This is a genomic window from Vibrio sp. YIC-376 (assembly GCF_052353105.1).
Taxonomy (GTDB): domain Bacteria; phylum Pseudomonadota; class Gammaproteobacteria; order Enterobacterales; family Vibrionaceae; genus Vibrio.
Window position 1 is genome coordinate 565891 of sequence record NZ_JBBWFK010000001.1, and the last position, 22875, is coordinate 588765.

Here is a 22875-nt window from a genome sequence, read left to right on the forward strand (position 1 = left end):
AGTTAATTCCTCATACAGATCCATTTATTAATTTGCTTCTGTTTTTGTGAAACTTTGATGGAGTTTTTATGACTCCAACTACAAGAATCGATCAACTTTGAGATTTTCTCAAGACATAAAAAAAGCACAGACTCATTTCTGTGAATCTGTGCTTGTATTAAACTTTTTAACTATTTTCTACGGAACCCAAACAAACCAAGCATGGTCAAAGCTAACCAACCAAGACCAGCACCTGAGCGCGTAGAATTCTCTTCATCCACACTTCGAGTCACGATATCGTCTTGCGTTTGATCAGCAATCGGCAATAGCTTAACGGCAACAACTTCTTCTGTAACATCACAAGATGCGTTGTGGGCTGTTGAGTTGTATCCACCAGCACACTTCAGTGCAGTACCAGAAATGACTCCGGCATCGTTGATATCAGTTGCATCAATGATACGGAACTCGTTGTTCGCGTCAGAGTAATCACCACCGTTCGTCAAAGAGTCCAAGAGCCACGCCTGGCCACCAAATAATGACTCAGCACGATCGCTTGTAGAACCATCTACACTGTAGGGGTAAATAAATCCGCGTTTGCGACGTGGCTTACCATCATCTTCACGCGTTGAATCTGCATCTAACTGACCTACAATCTCGTTGTAAGCGTTGATGCCGCCCATCTTACCGCCAGCACCAGTGAAGAAGATGCCAGAGTTTGGATAAACAGCGCTCAGGGAGTCAGCACGGACGTCTTTTACGATAAACAAACGATTAGGATACGCACCTGATGTCGGGATGCTGCGTTTGGCTTCACCAATACCTACAAAGTTTGAGTTAACACCCGTCAAACGTGAATTCGAGTGAATCGTATCACCGTCTTCTCGCTGACGTGCACCCGTCACCACTTTATTAGCCCACGTTACGTTATCAATCGATGATTCTGATTGTAATGTGCCAACAAATACTGTCGCATTCATGTAGTTGTTATCGGAATACGTGTTGTAACCAACACCATATACGGTCGAACCGTCAACAATGAAATCACGCATGCTACCTTGAGCCAGTCTATTGCTATCACTTGCAGTATTACTTGGCCAAGCTAGCTCTGAGACTTTACCTGCCTGATCCCAAATGGCTGCTTTAGACGTATGGTGCGTTCCATTATTATTGCTTGCTGTACGCGATACACTACCCACAGTGAAGACGCCATCTGTTTTCCATGCGTGGCTTTGCACTACCGTTGCTTCGCCATCTTCCGTAGTAATATTTGGAGTGACAGGTGCAACAACGGTATTACGGGTTTCTAGCGTAGAAGAGTCATCTGCACTAATTACGCTTTGGTTACCAACCACTTCACCGTCTGGCGTTAAGCTATTAATAACGTTGTTGTACTCATTCTCATAAGCTGCGCTATCACCTTCGACAAATGCCAACGCATTGGATGTGAAGTCTTTATATAGTTCACTATCCCAAGGAACGATGTTTACAGCAGCCCATGTTTCACAAGTATTGTAACCTAGGTTGTAATAACAGTAACTTTCGAAGTCATCGCGATCGTCTACATAATAGAAGCGAGAATCCATTGCAAATGGCACTTCTTCACGATAGCTGATACCGTCTACGGCCTGACCTGCAGATAAAGGCGTGGTACGCGTCTCTATCGCTAACTTAAATGTGTCTTCTGTGCAGCCTGCAGATGCATCAAAACAACCAAGAGCGAATGCAGAGCCCGTAGAGGCGTCTTCCACATCACCTTGCTGAATCGCAACGCCGTAAGCCGTTTCATAATTAACGACGTCACCGTTCACTTCAGGTGAAACTTCGATAACTTGATACAATGCAGCATTTGCACTCATCGATGAACCTACCATCATAGCGATGGCGGTCAGTTTGAATTTGTTACTACAATTCATTGAATTCTTAACTATCCTGTTGCATTGCTTCGAGTTCTTCCCATCTCTCGAACGCGATTTCCAACTCCTGCTCAAGCGCAGCAAGCTGTTCCAATATCGGCTGAGTTTGCTCTACAGATTTAGTGAAGAACTCTGGATCATTCACTTGTTCTTGCAATGTCTCAATATCCGACTCTAATTGTTCTAGTTTAGCTGGAAGAGCTTCTAGTTCTCTTTGCAGCTTATATGATAATTTCTTTGAGTTGTTCTTAGGCTGAGGGGTTTTGGGAGTTTCCTCAACCACTTTTTCTTTACTCGCTGCTTTTTCGACCGACTGACGAGCTACAAGCACCTGCTCACGTTGCTGTCTTGCATCGTGATAACCACCAACAAACTCTTCAATGATTCCATTACCTTCGAAGATCCAACTTGTTGTTACTGTATTATCAACGAACTCACGATCATGGCTTACTAATAGTAGCGTACCCTGATAGTTGGCAAGCATTTCTTCTAAAAGTTCCAACGTTTCGATATCCAAATCGTTAGTTGGTTCATCAAGAATAAGTAAGTTGTTTGGTTTCAGCAAGATACGAGCTAACAATAGTCGGTTTTTTTCACCGCCAGATAACGCTTTTACTGGTGTTCTTGCACGTTTTGGCGCGAACAAGAAATCTTGCAAGTAACTCAGAGCATGGCGTGGACGACCACCAACCATCACTTCCTGCTTACCATCCGCTAAGTTATCAATCACCGTTTTTTCAGGGTCTAATAGCTCACGATATTGGTCGAAGTACGCCACTTCTAGCTTAGTACCGCAATGTAAACGGCCCGATTGCGCTTCTAATTGACCGAGAAGTAACTTCAGTACGGTACTCTTACCACAGCCGTTCGGTCCAATTAAAGCGATTCTGTCACCACGCATAATATTGAAGCTGAAGTTATCAACGATCTTCTTGCCTTCATAAGCAAAGGAAACATTTTCTGCTTCAAATACAATTTTGCCAGAGCGAGATGCATCGTCGATGTTCAAATTTACTTTACCTTGTACATCTCGACGATTACTACGCTCTTCGCGAAGTTTCTTCAACGCACGAACACGTCCTTCATTACGAGTACGACGCGCTTTAATGCCCTGACGAATCCAAACTTCTTCTTGAGCGAGTTTCTTATCGAATTCTGCATTTTGCATCTCTTCGACGCGCAGCATCTCTTCTTTTTCCGTTAAATAGTTGTCGTAATCGCCCGGGAAAGAAGCAAGCTGGCCGCGATCCAGATCCACAATGCGAGTTGCCATTGACTTAATGAACGCACGGTCGTGTGAAATAAAGATGATCGAACCTTTAAAATCTTTCAGGAAGTTCTCCAGCCACTCGATTGTCGTAACATCCAGGTGGTTGGTAGGTTCGTCAAGAAGTAACACATCAGGATCACAAACAAGCGCACGAGCCAACGCTGCTTTACGCTGCCAACCACCAGACAGATCACTCAGTTTGGTTTCAGGGCTAAGTTTCAAAGCACTAAGGACGTTGTTAACGCGATCATCAAAACGCCATGCATTGGAGTGATCAAGTTGCTCCTGAATCTTCGACAAGCGATTAATGTTCTTTTCACTTGGGTCATGCGCTACAAGATCGAGAAGATCATGATAGATCTTTAGTTGTTCACCGACTTCCGCTAAACCACCGGAAACGTAATCGTATACGGTACCTTCCTGATTGCGCGGTGGGTCCTGTTCTAAACGAGAAACCACTACATCTTGCGTAATCTGGATTTTTCCGTCATCCAGCAGGATGTCTCCAGCAAGCACTTTCATTAACGTGGACTTACCGGCACCATTGCGCCCTACTAAACAAACCCGTTCGTTTTCTTGCAAGGCAAATTCTGCGTGGTCGAGTAACGGATGATCTCCGAATGCTAGCTGTGCATTATGAATGGTAAGTAATGCCATTATATTCCAACCAATTTGTAAGTTGCTCTAAGTCAAACGGCCAGTTCAACTCAGAATCTTGATATCTTAATACGGGTATTGTGACGCCGTAACGAGAAAATAGTTCATCGTCGAATGCAATGTCGACGATATCTGTCTGTTCGGCCAAGCCAACCTGACCTACGAGAGAAAATGCCATCTCGCAAAGATGGCACCCCTCTGTGCTATACAATGTCAGCACGTCCTAAATCCTTCTGTTTAGTCTGCGTGAGTTACTAACCAACAGTTGTGAATCTGTTTATTACGCTCAAAGTCCAATGGAAGAGTCTGAGAAGAAATGTTTTGCGCTTTCAGACCTAGCTCCGCCAATGCCTCTTCATCCATCTTAAAATGACGTTTGTTGTTCGAGAATACGATAGTGCCTTCACTTCTTAGCAGACGCTTAAGATTCTTCATCAATTTAATGTGATCACGCTGAACGTCAAATGAGGTGTCCATACGCTTTGAGTTTGAAAACGTCGGTGGATCAATAAAGATAAGATCATATTCACCTTTTGCGTTTTCTAACCACTGCAGACAGTCTGCTTGCTCATAGCGATGTTGACGCCCTACACAACCGTTAAGCTGCATGTTGTCTTTCGCCCAGTTCAAATAGGTATTGGACATATCAACTGTTGTTGTTGAGCGAGCACCACCAACGGCAGCGTGAACGGTTGCACTACCGGTGTATGCAAACAGGTTGAGGAAATCTTTCCCTTTCGCCATTTCACCGAGACGGCGTCGCGTGATTTTATGATCCAGGAAAAGACCAGTATCAAGGTAGTCATGCAGGTTTACGATCAGCTTCACACCGTATTCATGAACTTCTAGTGTTTCTGAAACCTGACCGAGTTTTTGGTATTGATTGCGCCCTTTCTGTTTCTCACGGACTTTAAGTACAACTTTGTTGGCTTCAACACCAGCAACCTGAATTGTCGCGCGAATGATATCCGTCAGACGACGTTTTGCTTTTTCTTCAGGAATATTCTTTGGCGCCGCGTATTCTTGAATAACGATTTGGTCACCGTATACATCAATTGCCACGTTGTATTCAGGAAGATCTGCGTCGTAGATACGGTAGCAATCTAGCTCTTCTTTACGAGCCCATTTACCGATTTTACCGATATTCTTTTTAAGGCGGTTAGAGAAGTCTGGTGCGATTTGAACGTTTGAGTCCGCACCTTTTACTTCATCAGCGCTACGCTCAGCTATCGAGTAGTTCTTTTGGTGACACTGTAACGCACCATTGTTCAATTTGAATTGTTTATCTGCACGCATGCGCAAGCAACTAAGTAGTTCATCAGAACTAGAGAAAATAGAAGCTTTGCAACCACCAAACTCAGACTTAAGTTGACCACCAAACGCTGTGTATAGCGCAATCAAACCAGGCTCAGTACCCAAACGCTCACCATAAGGTGGGTTTGAAACGATAACGCCATTTTCGAATCCAGCAGGACGAGTAAGCCTTGCAGCATCGCCTTGCGCGAATTCGATGAGTTCTTCTACACCCGCTCTGCGTGCGTTATCTTGTGCTACTTTCAAAACCTTAGGATCGTTATCGAAGCCGAAAAACTTAGCGTCAACTTTTTTGACGCCACGACGAGCCTGTACATTCGCTTCAGATTTAATCTCTGACCACAGCTCAGGATCGAAGTCTTCCAGAGACTCAAACCCCCACTGCTTGCGCTTAACGCCAGGAGCCATGTTAGCGGCCATCATCGCAGCCTCGATAAGTAGCGTACCTGAACCACACATAGGATCCAGAAGTGGCTGGTGACCATCCCACCCACAACGCATGATAATGGCGGCCGCTAATGTTTCACGAAGAGGTGCACGACCAGATTCTGGACGGTAACCACGTTGATGAAGACCACTACCCACCATATCAACACCAAGCAACGCTTTATCTTTGTGCAAACGAACATGAACGCGAATATCTGGACGTTCTTTGCTGATGTTTGGACGTGGCAACCCTTTCTTTTCAAAGCAATCTACGATGCCGTCTTTTACTTTCATAGCACCGTATTGGCTATTGCGGATTTCTCGGTTTGTACCGTTAAAGTCGACGACAAAACGCTTTGAACTGTGGAAATGGTTTACCCAGTTAATCGACGACGTAGAAAGGTATAGGTCCATATCGTCGTTACAGGTAAATTCAGATAAAACACGTACAAATCGAGACGCTAGGCGGCTCCACAAACAACAGCGATAAATTTGTTCCTTTGAGGCTTTAAATTTTACGCCTGCCTGTACTGGTTTCGCATCTTCGATGCCTAGTTTAGTCAGTTCTTCAACAAGCAAATTTTCCATGCCATTTGAAGTTACCGCGAGATATTGATTCATAGTGTTCTTTCGCTGATAAAAAATGGCTTCAATTATACCTGACTTTACGATCAATGCTTCGTTTTTAAAGGTATTTTCCCTTTCGTTAGAACAAACACTCGCCATTCAAGTGATCTGAAAGTTCCTACATTTCAATTTTCCTTTATTAATTGTCCATTCTTTTTCACGACAACTTAATGGCTAATATAGCGATAGTGAATACTCATTCACATAATATTTGGTATATACCAAACCAAAAATTACGTTGTTATTTAATTACATTTGATGTGTATAGGGGAATAAAAAGGCAAATGTTAAGCGCCAAGTTGCCTAATATTAGAGAAAACTAAGGTAAAAAAAGTGGAATAAAAGTGAGCTACTTCATGGTTACGTGTATGAAAAACGTACAATTACAGTAGTCAGTTATGCAGAGTGACGAAGAAAATGGATAAAAAAAATCGACCTGCAGCGGTCGATTAAGGCAAACAAAGGAACGAAATAAAGAAAATAAATCGGTTTATCCCACCATAGCCATAGGAGCCATCACAAAAAGGTGGCTCGCACAAGCCATACGGTCGTGCATTACTTTAATTGGCTGGCCGAACGGAAGGGATTTAGAACCATCAAGAATGAACTCTTCCTGCCCGACATAAGCGCACAGGCTCGATGTTTCACCTGGCTCTAAGACAATGAATACGCCTTCAGAATATTGATTGGTTAAGAAGACCATGTCCCCTTCTTCAGGCTCATATCCAGAAGACTGAGCATCGAAAAACCAACTTTTAGGTTGTACTGGCTTATGAAAGCGTTTTGCAGCTACGCAGTACAGTGTTAGCTCTGCTTGGCGGTATTCACCGATGTCTAGACACCGTATGCGTTCATTGAAAGTCTGGAACGCGCTGGCATCATCCACCGTAAATTCGTTGTTTGAGAAGGCGCAGTTGACTAACAGCTTTCGGGATAGATTGGTTTGGAAAATCATTTCCTCCCCTAAATCCAGCATTAAGCAAGCTTTATGCTCGTCAAAATACCAATTCCATTTGTCGCTGGGTTTAAGCATTATTCCGTTCTCTCTTGACTAGTTAAATCAGTGGTAAAGAGGTAAGACGCTTAATTACCTACTCATGATTTTCTAAATTCTACAAATGAACGGACAAAAAAAAAGAGGAAACAAGATCCTCTTTTTATGTAATAAGCACTGAAAACTCAGCTATTTGTTAAATTTATTTACAGATTTTTAACAATATCTCGTACTAAACCAGGTCCGTGGTAAATGAAGCCAGTGTAAACTTGAACCAGTTTAGCACCTGCCATCATCTTTTCTTTTGCCGCAACATAAGAGTCAATACCACCAACACCAATAATCGGAAGTTTGTCTCCAAGCGTTTCGTGAAGTTTACGAACTACTTCTGTAGAACGAGACTGTACCGGACGGCCACTTAACCCACCCGCTTCGTTTGCGTGTTTCATTCCTTCAACAACAGTGCGATCAAGCGTGGTGTTGGTTGCGATCACACCATCAATATTGTTCTTAATCAGAGACTCACAAATCTGAACGATCTCGTCGTCACTTAAGTCTGGTGCTATCTTAAGAGCTAACGGTACATATTTACCATGTTTCTTTTCCAGCTCAGCCTGTTTCACTTTTAGTTCAGAAAGCAGCTCATCAAGTGCCTCACCGTACTGAAGAGAACGTAATCCTGGAGTGTTTGGAGAAGAAATATTCACTGCGATATAACCAGCGTATTCGTATACTTTTTCCATACAAATCAGGTAGTCTTCTGCCCCTTTCTCTATCGGAGTGTCTTTATTCTTACCGATATTGATGCCTAGAACGCAGTTGAACTTCGCTTTCTTAACATTTTCAACCAGGTTATCAACGCCCAAATTGTTAAAACCCATGCGGTTAATGATGCCCTCGGCTTCCACCAAACGGAATAAGCGTGGCTTATCATTGCCAGGTTGAGGACGTGGAGTTACAGTACCGACTTCAACGAAACCAAAGCCCATCGCGTCAAACGCTTCGATACATTCGCCGTTTTTATCTAAACCAGCAGCTAGACCTACAGGGTTACGGAATGTTAACCCCATGCAATCTACTGGACGATTTGGTAATTGTTGACGATAGAAAAGATCAAGAGGTGTGCCGTTAAAGCGTTGGAAGTTCTTAATTGCTAGATCATGTGCCTTTTCGGCATCAAGTTGGAAAAAGCCAGTTCTGGCTAGACGGTAAAGCATTGTGCCTCCGAAAGAAAAAAGCCCCGTGTAAACGGGACAATATTATTTACTGTTTTTAATCGTAATTCAATGAAAATGAACGGATTAAGTAAAAACATATTTTTCAAAATAAAATATTTAGTTAAAACAGTAGCTTATTGGAATTTTTTGTTCTCAAAATTCATAATTAATTACAGGAAAGCAATCGATTTCAGTACATTTAAAGTTCAAATCAATGTTACATTGTAACGTTAATTTTAATAAAATCCTGACCGAGTATAAAAAAAGCCCCGTATTTCTACGGGGCTTTGTTTGACCTTTCTCTTCTACTCGATAGATGAACAGTTCAAGTTAAGAAGTACCAGTTCGCGAAGTGCAACTGAGAATTTCGCAAACTCATGTACAGAGCCTACTTTAAACTCGTTGAGGATACTCTCCCAACGTTGCAGCGAAGGCTCGTTAGTATCGATCCAATGATCGAGCGCTTCCATTACATCGAACTCTTCTGTCGCACATGCACAACTTAGTACCTGAGCGGTTAACTGACGTTGCTGCCAATCTAAGTCTTCACGGAATGCCGCTCTCGCTAGAGCTTGCCAGTTGTTGTCGACCGCTTGGTTGTTGATTTGCTTCAAGAACCAATGCAGAGATAGACGATCACCTAAGTTGAAGTACAACTTAGACGCTTGCTCAACTGTTTTACCCGTTTCACTCGCGACTGCAGAGATATCCAATGCAGACTGAAGGCTAGATAGACGCGCAACTTTATGAGCAAGTGACTCTTCGACACCTTTTCCAATCCACGCCAATGCGACTTCGTTGTGTTCTTCAACTTCTGACTCAACAAGCATAGTATCCAGTGTTTCACTGATAACATTCACATCTTGTTTGTAAAGGTTGATCAACTCACCTACCGTGTACTTACCGCTGCGATTACGTAGTAGCCAACGTGCGATACGGCGTAGTGCACGACGAACGTAGAACATGATTTCGTATTGAGCTTGTGCTGCCGCTACGTTGTCCAGTTCACGAGTCTGGTTAAGAATCGATTCTAGTTCGAAAATTTCACGTGCTGCACTGTAAGCATTCGCGATATCAACAACGCTTGCACCTGTTTCTTCTTGTAGACGAGTGACAAAGTTACAGCCCATCTCGTTGACCATTTGGTTTGCTAACGCAGTTGCGATAATTTCAACACGCAGCGGATGATTAACCATTTGATCTTTATAGTTACGGCGTAACTCACTTGGGAAGTACGCAACTAACTGTTTAGCGTGGAACTCATCATTCGCAATTTCGTCTGTTGCAAGCAGCTGTTTCAGAACCATTTTGCCGTAAGCAACCAATACAGATAGCTCTGGGCGAGTTAGACCAAGGCCTTGCTTCTCACGCTCAAGCAGCGTCTCATCATCTGGAATGTATTCCAGAGCACGATCCAAGTACCCTGCTTTTTCCATGGTATGAATGAATCGAATCTGCTCTTTAACGACGCTGACACCTTGCTGCTCGGTAACAGAGATAGACTCTGATTGGCAGTACGCGTCATCCAGAACGATTTCGCCAACTTCATCTTCCATAGACTCTAAGATCTGGTTACGTTGCTTAATAGTGAGATCACCATTAGAGACCAGACCATTCAGGAAGATCTTGATGTTTACTTCGTTATCCGAACAGTCAACACCACCTACGTTATCAACGAAGTCGGTGTTCACACGGCCACCGTTGAGTGCGTATTCGATACGACCTTGCTGAGTCATACCTAAGTTACCGCCTTCACCTACTACTTTAGCTCTTAAATCACGGCCATCGATTCGTAGCATGTCGTTTGCACGGTCACCTACATCGGTGTGCGTCTCATGAGAAGCTTTAACGTAAGTACCAATACCACCATTCCAAAGAAGATCCACTTTCATTTTCAGGATCATCTTAATCAGATCGTTTGGCGCCAGAGATGCTTTCTTCGTACCCAACATTTTCTGAATTTCAGGTGTCAGTTGGATCGATTTCGCACGACGAGAGAAAATACCACCACCTTGAGAGATCAAATCTTTGTTGTAATCTTCCCAGCTTGATCTTGGTAGATTAAACAATCGGTTACGCTCTTCCCAGCTAGAAGCTGAATCTGGGTTTGGATCAATAAAGATGTTCATGTGGTTGAATGCGGCTTGTAGACGAATATGCTTCGAAAGCAGCATACCGTTACCAAATACATCCCCTGCCATGTCACCCACACCAATCGCAGTAAAGTCTGTTGTTTGGCAGTCGATTCCCATTTCACGGAAATGACGCTTCACTGACTCCCAGCCACCTTTAGCTGTGATACCCATTGCTTTGTGGTCGTAACCGTTAGAGCCACCAGAAGCAAATGCGTCACCCAACCAGAAGTTGTATTCATCAGATACTGAGTTAGCTAGATCAGAGAACGTCGCCGTACCTTTATCTGCTGCAACAACCAAATATGGGTCATCTTCATCATGACGGACAACACTTTGCGGAGGAACTACTTCGCCTTCGATGATGTTGTCTGATACATCAAGCAACGCACGGATGAAACGCTTGTAACAGCGTTGACCTTCAGCAAAAATTTCGTCACGGTTTGTTAATGATGGTTGACGTTTACATACGAAACCACCTTTAGCACCTACAGGAACAATAACGGTGTTCTTAACTTGCTGTGCTTTAACCAAGCCAAGAATCTCAGTACGGAAATCTTCCTGGCGATCAGACCAACGTAGGCCACCACGAGCAACTTTACCACCACGTAAATGAACACCTTCGATGTCCGGTGCGTAAACGAAAATTTCGAATGCCGGTACAGGTTGCGGAATCTCTGGAATTTCACTTGGCTTCATTTTCAACGACAACCAAGGCTTAGGCTGTTTGTTTTCGTCTGTTTGGTAGTAATTGGTACGTAGCGTCGCCAGGATCATTTCCATGTAACGACGAATGATACGATCATCATCCAAGCTTTCTACACGATCCAATTGCTCAGTTAGCTTCTTGATAAGATCGTTCTGACCTTTTTCACTGCCTTTGAACTTAGGATCGAATCGCTTCGCAAACAGTGTCACTAGACCCGTTGCTAGATCTGGGTAGTGGCTTAGCGTATCTTCAATATACTGTTGACTAAACGGGAAGCCAACTTGACGCATGTAACGTGCGTAAGCACGAAGAATTGAAATTTCACGTCCAGTTAGTGATGCACCCAGAACAAGTCGGTTAAAGCCATCACTTTCTAGGTTGCCAGACCAAATTGCTGCAAACGCTTGCTGGAATCGATCTCGTGCTTCGCGAAGATCAACAGTCTTTTCACTCTTATGCAGCATTGAGAAATCTAGGATCCAGAATGTCTGACCATTAGTCTTCTCAATTTCATATGGTGATTCACCGATCACGCGTAGACCTAAGTTTTCCAACATTGGCATCACGTCAGAAAGATGGATCGGTTCGTCGCGATGGTAAAGTTTCAAACGAACTGCTTTTGAGTCAGTTGCTACTTCTTGAGCACGGTAGAACAACATGCCCAACTTATTGTCATCGCTCAATGCTTCTAGACGTTCAATGTCCGCCACAGCAGAGCCCGGCATCATGTCTTCTTTATACGAACGCGGGAACGCACTCATGTATTCTTTTGAAAGTGGAAGACCTTTACTTTCACCGAAATTAGCAATGATAGACTCTTTCAGTCTGTCGTCCCAAGAGGTGGAAACTTCCATTAGATTCTGCTCGATCTTTTTCACGTCTACGTCAATGTTATTATTGTCTACACGAACAATGTAATGTGTTCTTGCCAAAGGACTTTCTGAGAAGTAAGTCGTAAACTCAACTTCTTGTTCAGAGCCGAAGTACTGCTTAAAAATACGTTGAGTCTGGCGACGAAGCTCTGTGTTGTAGCGTTCTTTTGTGACATAAACCATGCAACTGAAGAAGCGACCGAACGGGTCTTTGCGAACAAATACTCGTATTAAGTCACGATCTTGCATTTGTACCACGCCCATGCCGACTTCGAGCAACTCTTCTTCGTTCGCTTGTAGCAGTTCATCACGCGGATAGTTTTCTAAAATATTGTGCAGTGCTTTGTAAGAGTACGAGCCATGACGGTAACCACTTGCCGCAAGGATACGATCCACTTTTTCACGAATAAGAGGAATACTTTGTACTGCCTGGTTGTATACTGCCGATGTGTATAGGCCTGTGAAACGGTGTTCACCAATCACTTTGCCATTTTCATCAAATTTCTTAATGCCGATATAGTCGGTATAAGCCGGACGGTGAATACGACATGGTCGATTACCTTTTGTCATGATTAGAGCGTATGGTTTTTTCGCTTCTAGTCGTGCCGAATCTGACAACTCTGCTAACTTAACGCTACGAATACGTTTGTCATCAGCAAACAGGCCAAGTCCCTTCTCTTTTACTGGTCTTAGTTCTGTATCACCATTGTCTTCAAATAGGTCGTACTCTTTGTAGCCCATAAAGGTAAAGTTGTGTTCCCCTAACCAACGAAGAAACGCAATGGTTTCATCCATACGATCTTTTTGGATTGAAACTCGATCTTTATCCTTCTCAAGTTGATCGGTAACCACTATCAACTTGTCAACCATCGGTTTCCAATCGCTAACGACTAGACGAGTATCGGAAAGGATGTCGATAAGTTCCGCTTTTAGCGCATGCATCTCATCTTTGCTGGTTAGACGATCGACTTCAATATGGAATAGAGACTGAAGAACACCCCCCTCACCATTCACGTCGATCACGTGACCGCTTTCATCTCGTTGCAGTTGAGTGGGATTATTTAACATTAGATGAGAAACCAAGTCTAAGCGTGCTAACGCCATCTTGATTGAATCCACTAAAAATGGACTATCTGGAACAACAACTTCTACGATTGTGTGAGTTGATTGCCAGCCGTGACGGCTAACAGTCGGGTTGAAGACTTGTACCGAAATCTCTTCTGGATTCTTTTCATTAATATGATGCCAGAGGCTGATAACAGCACCATAGAGATCAGATTCGTTTCTCTGAATCAGGTCATCATTAGAAATGTTACTAAATAAGTGCTTAGCAAGTTTTGTTACAAGCGTCTGGTGAGAAAGCTCGAGTTTGTCTTGAATCAGTTGGTAAACTTTTTCAAGAAGAACCGGCACTACATTTTCACGCGCGGTCATATTCACACTCCACAGAATAATTGTTGTTTTGTAGGGGGACTCAGCAACAGGGGGGATTTCCTGAAAACTAAGCATTGGTAATGCATACGGCCTATTGTAAAAGGATAATTACAAATGTTTAACAACTATTAGTGGTGGTATGAGGTGAAATGTCTGATTCTGTGACTAAGATTCCTATTTAAACACCTGAAAATGCCTCACATCACAGAGTTTCCAACTTAATAAACTTGTTATTTTGGTCAGTTGTTAGTCTAAATTGGCCTCTAATGCCTAATTGGCTAAGAAATGGTCTGAATTTGTTCGCAGGCAACTGCAACCTTAATCCGTTATGGGTCACTACTTGGATAGCGTTTGAAACACCAGAGTAATGTGACAGAAATGTTTGATACGGAATGTTAAGAGTAAAATAATAGTGCTTCATGAAAGAAAAAACGTCATAAAAAAGGGCGGCCTTTGTCGCCACCCTATTCTTTTATGGATTATTCGTCCAGAGCTTTACTGACTTTTTCAAACAAATCGTTTGCCAGATTATCCATCGCTTTTAGTTTCTCAAGTTCCGCACGGATCAGATCTTGACGACTTTCATCGTACTTACGGAATTTAAGTAGTGGATCGATCAGACGCGAAGCCACTTGAGGGTTCGTGTCATTTAACTGACGGAGAATCTCGCCAGCAAACTGGTAACCTGAACCAGACTTATCGTGGAAACGAACAGGGTTTGCGCCTAAGAATGAGCCAATTAAGCTACGAGTACGGTTTGGATTTTTCAAACTGAAAGCTTCATGAGACATGGTAGCTTTGACTTTTTCTAGCGCATCTTTTGCAGGGTTACTACCTTGTAGTGTAAACCACTTGTCCATAACCAGACCGTCATGTTTCCACTTATCGCTATAATCCGACATTAGTAATTCACGACATTCAAGTTGTGCACTATTCGCCGCTGTCATTGCCGCAATCGTATCTGTCATATTGTTCGCAGATTCGTATTGCGCGCTAACCAGTTCGTTACCTTTATCTGTATGAGCCAGAAATTGCAGACACTGATTACGCAGTGCTCGCTTACCAATAGAATCGTGATCTATTGAGTACACTGCTTGTTTTAAAACGTGGTATGTCGCACCCAGTTCCTCTTCTAACTCTTTAGAAAGTGACAGTGTAATTCCATTCAGTACAGCATCCACAGCATCAATATCAATCTGTTGATACCAACCGGTGATTTCATTGATCGAAGGTAGTGAGAGGACGTGCGCGATAAACGCTGGCTCAAGGTTTGCGTCAAGCAATACGCCACGGAACGCATCAATCACTTCTTCAGACAGTTTAACTTCCTGGCCAGCTTGGACATTAATCACATTTTGACGGATGTATTTTGCCAATAGCATTTGGCTAGCATCCCAACGAGCAAAGTCGTTAGTGGCATGCTTCATCAGGAAAGTAAGCTCGTCATCGCTGTAATCGTATTCTAGTTTAACCGGAGCCGAGAACTCTCGAAGTAAGGATGGTACTGGCTTCACTTCCACATTTTCAAACACAAACGTCTGCTTGTCTTGCTTAATATCCAACACGTTATGAACAGATTTGCCATCTATAATCAACGGAATAACCTGACCATTTTCATCATACAATTCGATATCAAATGGAATGTGCAGTGCTTGTTTCTCTGATTGATCATGCGTCGCTTCAGTAAACTGCTCCACTGTCAGAGAATATGTATTCGCTTGTGCATTGTACTCGCTGTTTACGCGTAATGTTGGCGTACCAGACTGGCTATACCATAGGCGGAATTGTTTTAGATCGACACCCGTTGCATCTTCCATTGCAGAGACAAAGTCTTCACAAGTCGCAGCTGTACCATCGTGGCGTTCGAAGTACAGCTTCATGCCTTTTTGGAACCCTTCTTCACCCAATAAGGTATGGTACATACGAATCACTTCACTACCTTTTTCATAAACAGTTAAGGTGTAGAAGTTATTCATCTCGATCACTTTATCAGGGCGAATTGGATGCGACATTGGGCTTGAGTCTTCAGCGAACTGAGGACCACGGATAATTCGAACATTATCAATGCGGTTAACAGCGCGGGAACCAAGATCAGAAGAGAATTCTTGATCACGGAATACCGTTAGCCCTTCTTTTAAGCTTAATTGGAACCAGTCGCGACAAGTCACACGGTTACCTGTCCAGTTATGGAAGTACTCGTGGCCAATTACTGCTTCAATACCAAGATAATCGCGGTCTGTAGCCGTTTGGTCATTCGCTAGAACAAACTTCGAGTTAAAGATATTCAAGCCTTTATTTTCCATCGCACCCATATTAAAGAAATCGACAGCTACGATCATGTAGATGTCGAGATCGTACTCAAGGCCGAAGCGCTCTTCATCCCACTTCATGGAGTTGATCAGCGAAGTCATAGCATGAGGCGCACGATCAAGGTTTCCTTTATCAACGAAAATCTCCAGATCTACATCACGACCTGACATTGTGGTGTACTTATCACGCAGTACATCAAAATCACCCGCAACCAATGCAAATAGATAGGCTGGTTTTGGATGCGGGTCTTGCCATTTAACCCAGTGACGACCATTTTCTACTTCGCCTTCTGCTATGCGGTTACCATTGCTCAACAAGTAAGGGTAAGCCCCTTTATCTGCTATCACTGTTGTAGTGTACTTTGCTAACACATCCGGGCGATCCAGATAGTACGTAATGCGGCGGAAGCCTTCTGCTTCACATTGAGTACAGAAAGCACCTCCAGATTTGTATAAACCTTCAAGTGCCGTGTTTGCTTCAGGATCAATCTTGGTGATGATCTCAAGTAAAAACTCAGTTGGAAGATTGGACAGTACCAGAGAGGATTCTTTAACTTCATGGTGTGCCCAGTCTTCTCCGTTCACTTTGACAGAACGAAGCTCTAACCCTTCACCATCCAACTCCAGTGAGGTCAGTTCACCCTTTTGAACTACCTTTGAAACAGCAGTGACAATTGTGTCGTTATCATAAAGATCAAAAGTAAGATCAATGTCGGTAATAGTATGAGATGGCGCTTTATAATCTTTACGATATTTGGCTTGGGGAGCTTGGGACATGTCCATAAATCCTTGTATGTCGAAGAACAAACAACCACTTCTTTAGATGAATAAAAGCTGAAGTGGTATCAATATATAAGCTATTTGTAGGGGCTGTGGTATCAAAATACAAGTCTTTCTACAAAAAAATAGAGCTAATAGTGTTCTAGCTCTACTTTATGATTAACAATTACACAACATTTTAGTTTTCACCGGTCATAAGTCACGGTAAATTAATTATAAAGTACGTTATTGAGCTATTGCGTTACTCGATTTAAAACCGCGTACATATCACCATTTGAGTCTTCTATCGTCAACTCGTTTTTATTGAGTTTATACGTAGTACCATGTTCTCCATTTTCGTACAGAAGAACCAAATACTCATCCTCTGTATAAAACACACCTTGTTTGATGGATTCTTTCCCGGCCTCATTTGACACTCGGAACAAAAACACAAAATCCGGCTGAAGAATTAAATCCATGTGATTGATTTTACTCGCCGCCAATCCCGATCCAGAAACATAGGAACTTGACCAGATACCAGCAAGCGCATTTGAAAGACCTTTTGTGAAAGTTACACCGTTTAGATCGAGTGTATTGTGATTATTCTGATATGCGTATATTTGAGGCTCATCGGTATTTAGACCAAGAACAATGGTATCTTCACTGACATTATAAAGCCCTTCCCAGTGGTCAACTGAGTAGTCTTTTTTTTGAATATCTATGGAAAACATATAGTCTGATCCCAAAGATAATTTGATGGCGCGAAAATTTTCCGCCGACTCTCCTGGGTTAGGATTCAGCAAGTACCAATCCCCGATTAGAAACGGGGTGTCAAAATGACTTAATTCTTCTTCTCTTTCTCTGGCGTTATCTGCGTCTGCGCTCAACACACTAAAGCAAAAAAGACTAAGTAAAATAAAGAACCATTTCATACCGGCATCCTTATCATTTTCTTTTAGCTTAGGCTTTAGCCTCCGTTTTGGCGAAATATTGGAGCTACATCACGTAAATTATTAGTACAAAAAAAGCGCATATTTATCTCGATATTCCGGTGAAAAACAGACTAAAAGAGATAAAAAAAAGAGCGAGTCGTCAGGACTCGCTCTTGTGGTACTGAATTACTAGTCTTTATGACTGATTCGACGCTTTTAGCATATCAATCATAATTGAGACAGATTCATCAAGATATACATCTGGGGCTTCATAGTCTTTAGGCACATCTTCTAATGACTTATATGGCTTTTTGCCTGAAGCTTTTTGACGCTCATTAATGCGTTCTAGACGAAGTACATCTTCAGAATCTTGTTCACCTTTACGCACTTTTTCGTTAAGAGACAAGAAGTTATTATCTTTCTCTTTACGATATTTCTGAATATCCTCGTTGATGAAACGAAATTCCATTTCATCCGCGATACGCTTGTTATGTAAAGTCGTCAGAGTTTCGACTAATGCTTTATTACTTGGGTAAGTTTCGTAAATTGCTTTGTCGATACTATCCCAAGGCAACGCATTTTCCTCAACACTTTCACCGGTTTCAGAAGCTTCAATAGGCGTTGGATAAGCAATATCCGGCGCTACCCCACGGTTTTGAGTACTACCACCATCGATACGGTAGAACTTCTGAATCGTGTATTGAACATAACCTAGCTCTTTATCAAAAAGATCATAAATATGGTTCAACGAACGGTGCTGCTGTACAGTTCCTTTACCAAAAGAATTCTCACCGAGAATGATAGCTCGACCGTAATCTTGCATTGCTGCTGCAAAGATTTCCGAAGCAGATGCACTATAGCGGTTAATCAAAACCGTTAATGGACCGTCGTAGCTGATTTGCCCATCAGTGTCGGCATTGACCTTAATACGACCGTAACTGTCGCGAACTTGTACGACCGGACCATCCTTAATGAACAGGCCCGTTAGTGCTGTTGCTTCAGTTAATGCGCCGCCGCCGTTATTACGTAAATCAACAATGACACCATCAACTTTCTTAGTCTTTAACTCTGAAAGCAGTTTATCTGTGTCTTGAGAAAGACCGACATAGAAACTCGGGACTTCAAGTACTCCGATTTTCTTTCCATCTTTTTCAATAATTTCCGATTTAACAGCACGGTCTTCCAAACGTACTTTGTCTCGCACAATAGTGACAATGTAACTCTTGGCTCCAGAGGCTTCCGGCAATATTTGTAGGTTAACCTTTGTCCCTTTCGGACCTTTGATTAACTCTACAACATCATCTAAGCGCCATCCAATGATATCGACAATCTCTTCACCATCTTGGCCAACACCAATGATTCGGTCACCTTCACCAAGTTGCTTGCTCTTTGACGCTGGTCCACCAGCAACTAACGAACGAATAACCGTGTAATCATCCGTTAATTGTAAAACAGCACCAATCCCTTCCAATGAAAGGTTCATCTCTGACTGGAACTGTTCTGCGTTACGCGGAGAAAGGTAACTAGTGTGAGGATCGACCTGTCGTGCGAAGGCATTCATGTAAAGTTGGAATGCATCTTCATTGTTGGTCTGAGTGATTCGCTTCATTGCGTTGTTGTAACGCTTCTCTAAAACTTCTTTTATTTCTGGCCATTCTTTGCCAGTCAGTTTTAGATTTAATGCATCGTATTTAACACGTTTGCGCCACAACTCATTGATCTCTTGCTCATCTTTCGGCCATGCAGCTTCTGAACGATCAAGTTCAATTTCATCATCAATATCAAACTTGATTTCATTGTCGAGTAACGTCAATGCATAGGCAAAACGCTCAAAACGTTTTTGCATCGAAAGATTGTAAACGTCGAAAGCAATCTGGTTGTTACCTGATTTGAGCTGATCATCCAGTTGAACTGACCATTGATTGAACGAATCAATGTCTGCTTGAGTAAAAATATTTCTATTATAATCAAGCATTTCTACATAGCGTTCAAAAATCGCTTTGGAGAAATCATCATCCAGACTGAAGTGCTTATAATGAGAGCGGGTAAATCGAGAGGTGACTCGTTTGCTAGCCGTTTCGTGCTGAACTTCAGGAGTAAGCACCGGCAAGTCATCTTTATGTAGTTTGGCTTCGAGAGCCTGAGCTGATGCTGCTAGCAATAAGCTAGCAGCGATCAGGGTCACTTTTGAACGGCAATTCATGCGTAGGAGTATCTCCCTTATGCGCGCAAGTGCTCCGCTTTTACAACCATTTGTAGGCCGTTAGCTAGTTGAACACGTACATCATCCTTATTGACTTCAACAATGGTCGCTGCCATGTTTCCTTTGCCCATGTTCACGTTAACTGCATTACCTACTGTGATTTCGTCAGCATTTAGCGCGCGTGTTTCTACAGGCTGAGTTTCTTTTTGTACTTTTGGTTTGTTAGCGCGACGAGGCTGTTGAGGCTTTTTATTAGCCGCTGGTTTCGCTTTCGCCTTACCCTCTTCACGAGCTTTCTGTGCTTGTTCTTTACGACGAGCTTGAACTTTCGCTTTGCTTTCAGTTAGTGTCGCTTTTGCGTGTTCTACGTGTTCTTCTTCTAGCTCACCACATGGATTGCCATCTAGATCAACACGTACCGCACCTGGTTTTACACCGTGTAGGTAACGCCATGATGAAGTGTACTGTCTTAACGCTGCACGAAGCTGAGTTTTGCTTACTTTTTCGTCTTCATTTAGACGTTCCGCAAGATCTTGAAAAATACCAATTTTCAGGGGCTTTGCTTCACCTTCTAAAGTAAAGCACTTAGGGAAACATTCAGCAATATATGCAATAACTTCTTTGCTGTTTTTTAACTTTTCAGTCATGAGGGTTCCTGGTTTGAGCGGATTTCCGCAGAGCATTAAGAAAAAATATTCTCGTATTATAGTGACATGCCAAGGAAAAACCACACTCGTGGACTAATTTATGCGTTGTTCGCGTGTGAATTAAGCAGCTTTTCTACTTCTGACATAAAATGAGTGAGACCTTCTTCGTCAGTTTCACTGAATCTACCGATATTTGGGCTATCAATATCAAGTACACCCGCAACTTTCCCATTAATTGTAAACGGAATCACAATTTCCGAATTACTTGCTGCATCACAAGCAATATGTCCTTCAAACTCGTGAACGTCATATACTCTTTGTGTAGTGTTAGTTTTTGCTGCGGTACCACAGACTCCACGTCCCATTGGGATGCGGACACAAGCCGGCTTACCCTGGAACGGACCAAGAACCAGCTCATCACCTTTTGTCAGGTAGAAACCTGCCCAGTTTAGGTCTTCTAGCTCCATAAACAGAAGTGAGCTCAGGTTTGCCAAGTTAGCAATCAGGTCTGGCTCTGATTCAATAAGTGCAGCTGCTTGCTTGGTTAGTCTTTGATACTGTTCTATGTTCATATTAACTTCCTACTTATTAATAACGCTTCCATTATGAAGGGATAGCGTTAAAATGCTGACCTACTTTAAAATAGGACTTATTCTCAATTACGATGATTCAGAAAGATGACACTATTAGCCGTTCTTGGTTGATAACACAAGTAAAAAAGCACAAGTCCAAGCTTATTCTAGCGAACTTGATTGCTGTTTTGGCGACCTTGATTAGTGTTCCAATCCCTCTTCTTATGCCATTAATGGTGGATGAAGTCTTATTGGATCAACCGGCCACTGGCATAGCCGCAATGAATTCCATGCTTCCAGAAGCGTGGCACACCCCTACTGGCTATATTTTCTTTACGCTTCTGTTGGTTGTTCTGATGCGAGCCGCCAGCCAGGCACTTAACATTGTTCAAAGTCGTCAGTTCACGTTGGTTTCCAAGACCATCACCTTTGAAATACGCAGTAAGATGATCGACAAACTGGGTCGAATCAGTATTCGCCAATACGAAACCAAAGGCAGCGGTGGGATCAACGCTCACCTGATTACTGACATCGAAACTATTGACCAATTTATCGGTTCAACGCTCGCAAAATTTGTCATTAGTTTACTGACTGTAATCGGAACTGCAATCGTTCTGCTTTGGCTTGACTGGCGTTTGGGTCTGTTCATCTTGTTGGTGAACCCAATTGTCATCTACTTTTCGAGTAAACTTGGCAGTATGGTCAAGCACTTAAAACGCAAAGAAAATCACTCTTTTGAGGTTTTTCAAAATCGTTTAGTGGAAACGTTGGATGGTATCTATCAACTACGTGCTGCCAACAAAGAGCGCGAGTTCCTCCAACAACTTAAAACCAGTGCTGATCAAGTCAGATTAGATGCCGACAAATATGCCTGGCAATCTGAAGCGGCCGGACGCCTTTCCTTCCTACTCTTTCTGATTGGTTTCGAATTATTCCGCGCAGTCGCCATGCTCATGGTTCTATTTAGCGACTTAACCATTGGGCAGATCTTTGCCGTATTTGGTTACCTTTGGTTTATGCTATCTCCTGTTCAGGAATTACTTGGCATCCAGTTCTCCTGGTACAGTGCCAAAGCGGCGTTAAAACGCATTAATGACCTATTGCAGCTAGAAGAAGAAAACAGACCACCATCGAAAGTGAATCCTTTCACCGAGGACCGCGAAGTCGATGTGAAAGTAGAAAACGTTAATTTCTCATACAACAATGAACATCTGGTTCTGGACAACCTCTCTTTGCATATTCCAGCAGGTAAAAAGGTTGCATTGGTTGGAGCAAGTGGCGGTGGTAAATCTACGTTGATTCAATTGCTGATAGGCGTCTACCGTCAAAACTCAGGAAACATTCGTTACAATGATGAACTAACAGACGATATCGGTTTTGAAGTGATCCGCAACAAAATTGCCGTGGTATTACAGCAACCTATATTATTTAACGATACCTTAAGGCATAATCTGACTCTTGGTGGGGACTTTGATGAGATGTCATTGTGGCGAGCACTCGATGTGGCGCAACTACAAGATGTAATCTCTCAACTTAACCACGGCTTAGATACACAAATTGGACGTAACGGTATCCGTTTGTCGGGCGGTCAACGTCAACGTCTTGCGATAGCGAGAATGGTGTTAAGTAATCCTCAATTTGTTATTTTGGATGAAGCAACGTCTGCGTTGGATACAGCCACAGAAGCAGCCCTACACAAGGCGCTAACGGAATTCCTACGCGGCAGAACGACTCTAATTGTCGCGCATCGTCTGTCTGCGGTTAAACAAGCCGATTTGATTTATGTACTTGAAGATGGAAAAGTGACGCAAACCGGGACCCATGGTGAGTTAGTTGAGCAAGAAGGCTTATATCAAACTTTATATGGGGGCATTCAGTCCCACGCTTAAATCATTTCACTTAGAGAGGT

At 42.8% G+C, this 22875-nt stretch carries 14 protein-coding genes; 1 reads left to right on the plus strand and 13 read right to left on the minus strand.

Going from position 1 to position 22875, the window contains the following annotated elements; translation table 11 throughout:
• Nucleotides 1-170: 170 nt before the first annotated feature.
• The 13 genes from WJM94_RS02585 to WJM94_RS02645 all read right to left on the minus strand — a co-directional run bounded on the left by WJM94_RS02585 (nt 171) and on the right by WJM94_RS02645 (nt 20966).
• A complete protein-coding gene (locus tag WJM94_RS02585; RefSeq protein ID WP_444492677.1) occupies nt 171-1892 on the minus strand; it encodes a DUF3466 family protein in 1722 nt (573 codons plus the stop codon).
• Between the two features lie 7 nt (nt 1893-1899).
• Nucleotides 1900-3819 (minus strand): ABC transporter ATP-binding protein, encoded by a 1920-nt coding sequence (locus tag WJM94_RS02590; RefSeq protein ID WP_444492678.1) that lies wholly within the window; start codon nt 3817-3819, stop codon nt 1900-1902.
• Nucleotides 3797-4039 (minus strand): glutaredoxin family protein, encoded by a 243-nt coding sequence (locus WJM94_RS02595; RefSeq protein WP_444492679.1) that lies wholly within the window; start codon nt 4037-4039, stop codon nt 3797-3799. Before WJM94_RS02595 ends, WJM94_RS02590 begins: the two co-directional genes overlap by 23 nt.
• 17 nt (nt 4040-4056) lie before the next feature.
• A complete protein-coding gene (gene rlmKL, locus WJM94_RS02600; RefSeq protein WP_444492680.1) occupies nt 4057-6180 on the minus strand; it encodes a bifunctional 23S rRNA (guanine(2069)-N(7))-methyltransferase RlmK/23S rRNA (guanine(2445)-N(2))-methyltransferase RlmL in 2124 nt (707 codons plus the stop codon).
• A 496-nt stretch (nt 6181-6676) separates the two neighbouring features.
• The gene (locus WJM94_RS02605; protein WP_444492681.1) at nt 6677-7219 is read right to left on the minus strand and encodes a cell division protein ZapC; all 543 of its coding nucleotides are present in this window, start codon (nt 7217-7219) and stop codon (nt 6677-6679) included.
• Between the two features lie 167 nt (nt 7220-7386).
• On the minus strand, nt 7387-8397 hold the full coding sequence (gene pyrD / locus WJM94_RS02610) for a quinone-dependent dihydroorotate dehydrogenase (protein WP_444492682.1): 1011 nt from the start codon (nt 8395-8397) through the stop codon (nt 7387-7389).
• A gap of 305 nt (nt 8398-8702) precedes the next feature.
• Nucleotides 8703-13544, minus strand: a complete 4842-nt coding sequence (locus tag WJM94_RS02615) for an NAD-glutamate dehydrogenase (protein ID WP_444492683.1) — start codon at nt 13542-13544, stop codon at nt 8703-8705.
• A gap of 202 nt (nt 13545-13746) precedes the next feature.
• Nucleotides 13747-13965 (minus strand): DUF2835 domain-containing protein, encoded by a 219-nt coding sequence (locus WJM94_RS02620; protein ID WP_444492684.1) that lies wholly within the window; start codon nt 13963-13965, stop codon nt 13747-13749.
• 58 nt (nt 13966-14023) lie between these two features.
• The gene (gene pepN / locus WJM94_RS02625; protein ID WP_444492685.1) at nt 14024-16630 is read right to left on the minus strand and encodes an aminopeptidase N; all 2607 of its coding nucleotides are present in this window, start codon (nt 16628-16630) and stop codon (nt 14024-14026) included.
• Nucleotides 16631-16866: 236 nt separating this feature from the next.
• Nucleotides 16867-17544: a hypothetical protein gene (locus WJM94_RS02630; protein ID WP_444492686.1), complete on the minus strand. Its 678-nt coding sequence runs from the start codon at nt 17542-17544 to the stop codon at nt 16867-16869.
• Nucleotides 17545-17740: 196 nt separating this feature from the next.
• Nucleotides 17741-19747 (minus strand): carboxy terminal-processing peptidase, encoded by a 2007-nt coding sequence (gene prc / locus WJM94_RS02635; RefSeq protein WP_444492687.1) that lies wholly within the window; start codon nt 19745-19747, stop codon nt 17741-17743.
• A gap of 17 nt (nt 19748-19764) precedes the next feature.
• Nucleotides 19765-20394 carry an RNA chaperone ProQ gene (gene proQ, locus WJM94_RS02640; RefSeq protein ID WP_444492688.1) on the minus strand — a complete coding sequence of 210 codons (630 nt, stop codon included), beginning with the start codon at nt 20392-20394 and terminating at the stop codon, nt 19765-19767.
• A 98-nt stretch (nt 20395-20492) separates the two neighbouring features.
• Nucleotides 20493-20966 carry a GAF domain-containing protein gene (locus tag WJM94_RS02645; protein WP_444492689.1) on the minus strand — a complete coding sequence of 158 codons (474 nt, stop codon included), beginning with the start codon at nt 20964-20966 and terminating at the stop codon, nt 20493-20495.
• A 92-nt stretch (nt 20967-21058) separates the two neighbouring features.
• On the opposite strand from WJM94_RS02645, the gene WJM94_RS02650 reads away from it, so the two are divergent.
• Complete coding sequence (locus WJM94_RS02650; RefSeq protein WP_444492690.1) at nt 21059-22855, plus strand: ABC transporter ATP-binding protein; 1797 nt, start codon at nt 21059-21061, stop codon at nt 22853-22855.
• Nucleotides 22856-22875 lie beyond the last annotated feature (20 nt).

Excerpts from the sequence above, each read along its gene's own strand:
- WJM94_RS02585 (WP_444492677.1), bottom strand. The coding sequence starts at position 1,892 with ATGAATTGTAGTAACAAATTCAAACTGACCGCCATCGCTATGATGGTA.
- WJM94_RS02590 (WP_444492678.1), bottom strand. The coding sequence starts at position 3,819 with ATGGCATTACTTACCATTCATAATGCACAGCTAGCATTCGGAGATCAT.
- rlmKL (WP_444492680.1), bottom strand. The coding sequence starts at position 6,180 with ATGAATCAATATCTCGCGGTAACTTCAAATGGCATGGAAAATTTGCTT.
- WJM94_RS02605 (WP_444492681.1), bottom strand. The coding sequence starts at position 7,219 with ATGCTTAAACCCAGCGACAAATGGAATTGGTATTTTGACGAGCATAAA.
- pyrD (WP_444492682.1), bottom strand. The coding sequence starts at position 8,397 with ATGCTTTACCGTCTAGCCAGAACTGGCTTTTTCCAACTTGATGCCGAA.
- WJM94_RS02615 (WP_444492683.1), bottom strand. The coding sequence starts at position 13,544 with ATGACCGCGCGTGAAAATGTAGTGCCGGTTCTTCTTGAAAAAGTTTAC.
- WJM94_RS02620 (WP_444492684.1), bottom strand. The coding sequence starts at position 13,965 with ATGAAGCACTATTATTTTACTCTTAACATTCCGTATCAAACATTTCTG.
- pepN (WP_444492685.1), bottom strand. The coding sequence starts at position 16,630 with ATGTCCCAAGCTCCCCAAGCCAAATATCGTAAAGATTATAAAGCGCCA.
- WJM94_RS02630 (WP_444492686.1), bottom strand. The coding sequence starts at position 17,544 with ATGAAATGGTTCTTTATTTTACTTAGTCTTTTTTGCTTTAGTGTGTTG.
- prc (WP_444492687.1), bottom strand. The coding sequence starts at position 19,747 with ATGAATTGCCGTTCAAAAGTGACCCTGATCGCTGCTAGCTTATTGCTA.
- proQ (WP_444492688.1), bottom strand. The coding sequence starts at position 20,394 with ATGACTGAAAAGTTAAAAAACAGCAAAGAAGTTATTGCATATATTGCT.
- WJM94_RS02645 (WP_444492689.1), bottom strand. The coding sequence starts at position 20,966 with ATGAACATAGAACAGTATCAAAGACTAACCAAGCAAGCAGCTGCACTT.
- WJM94_RS02650 (WP_444492690.1), top strand. The coding sequence starts at position 21,059 with ATGATTCAGAAAGATGACACTATTAGCCGTTCTTGGTTGATAACACAA.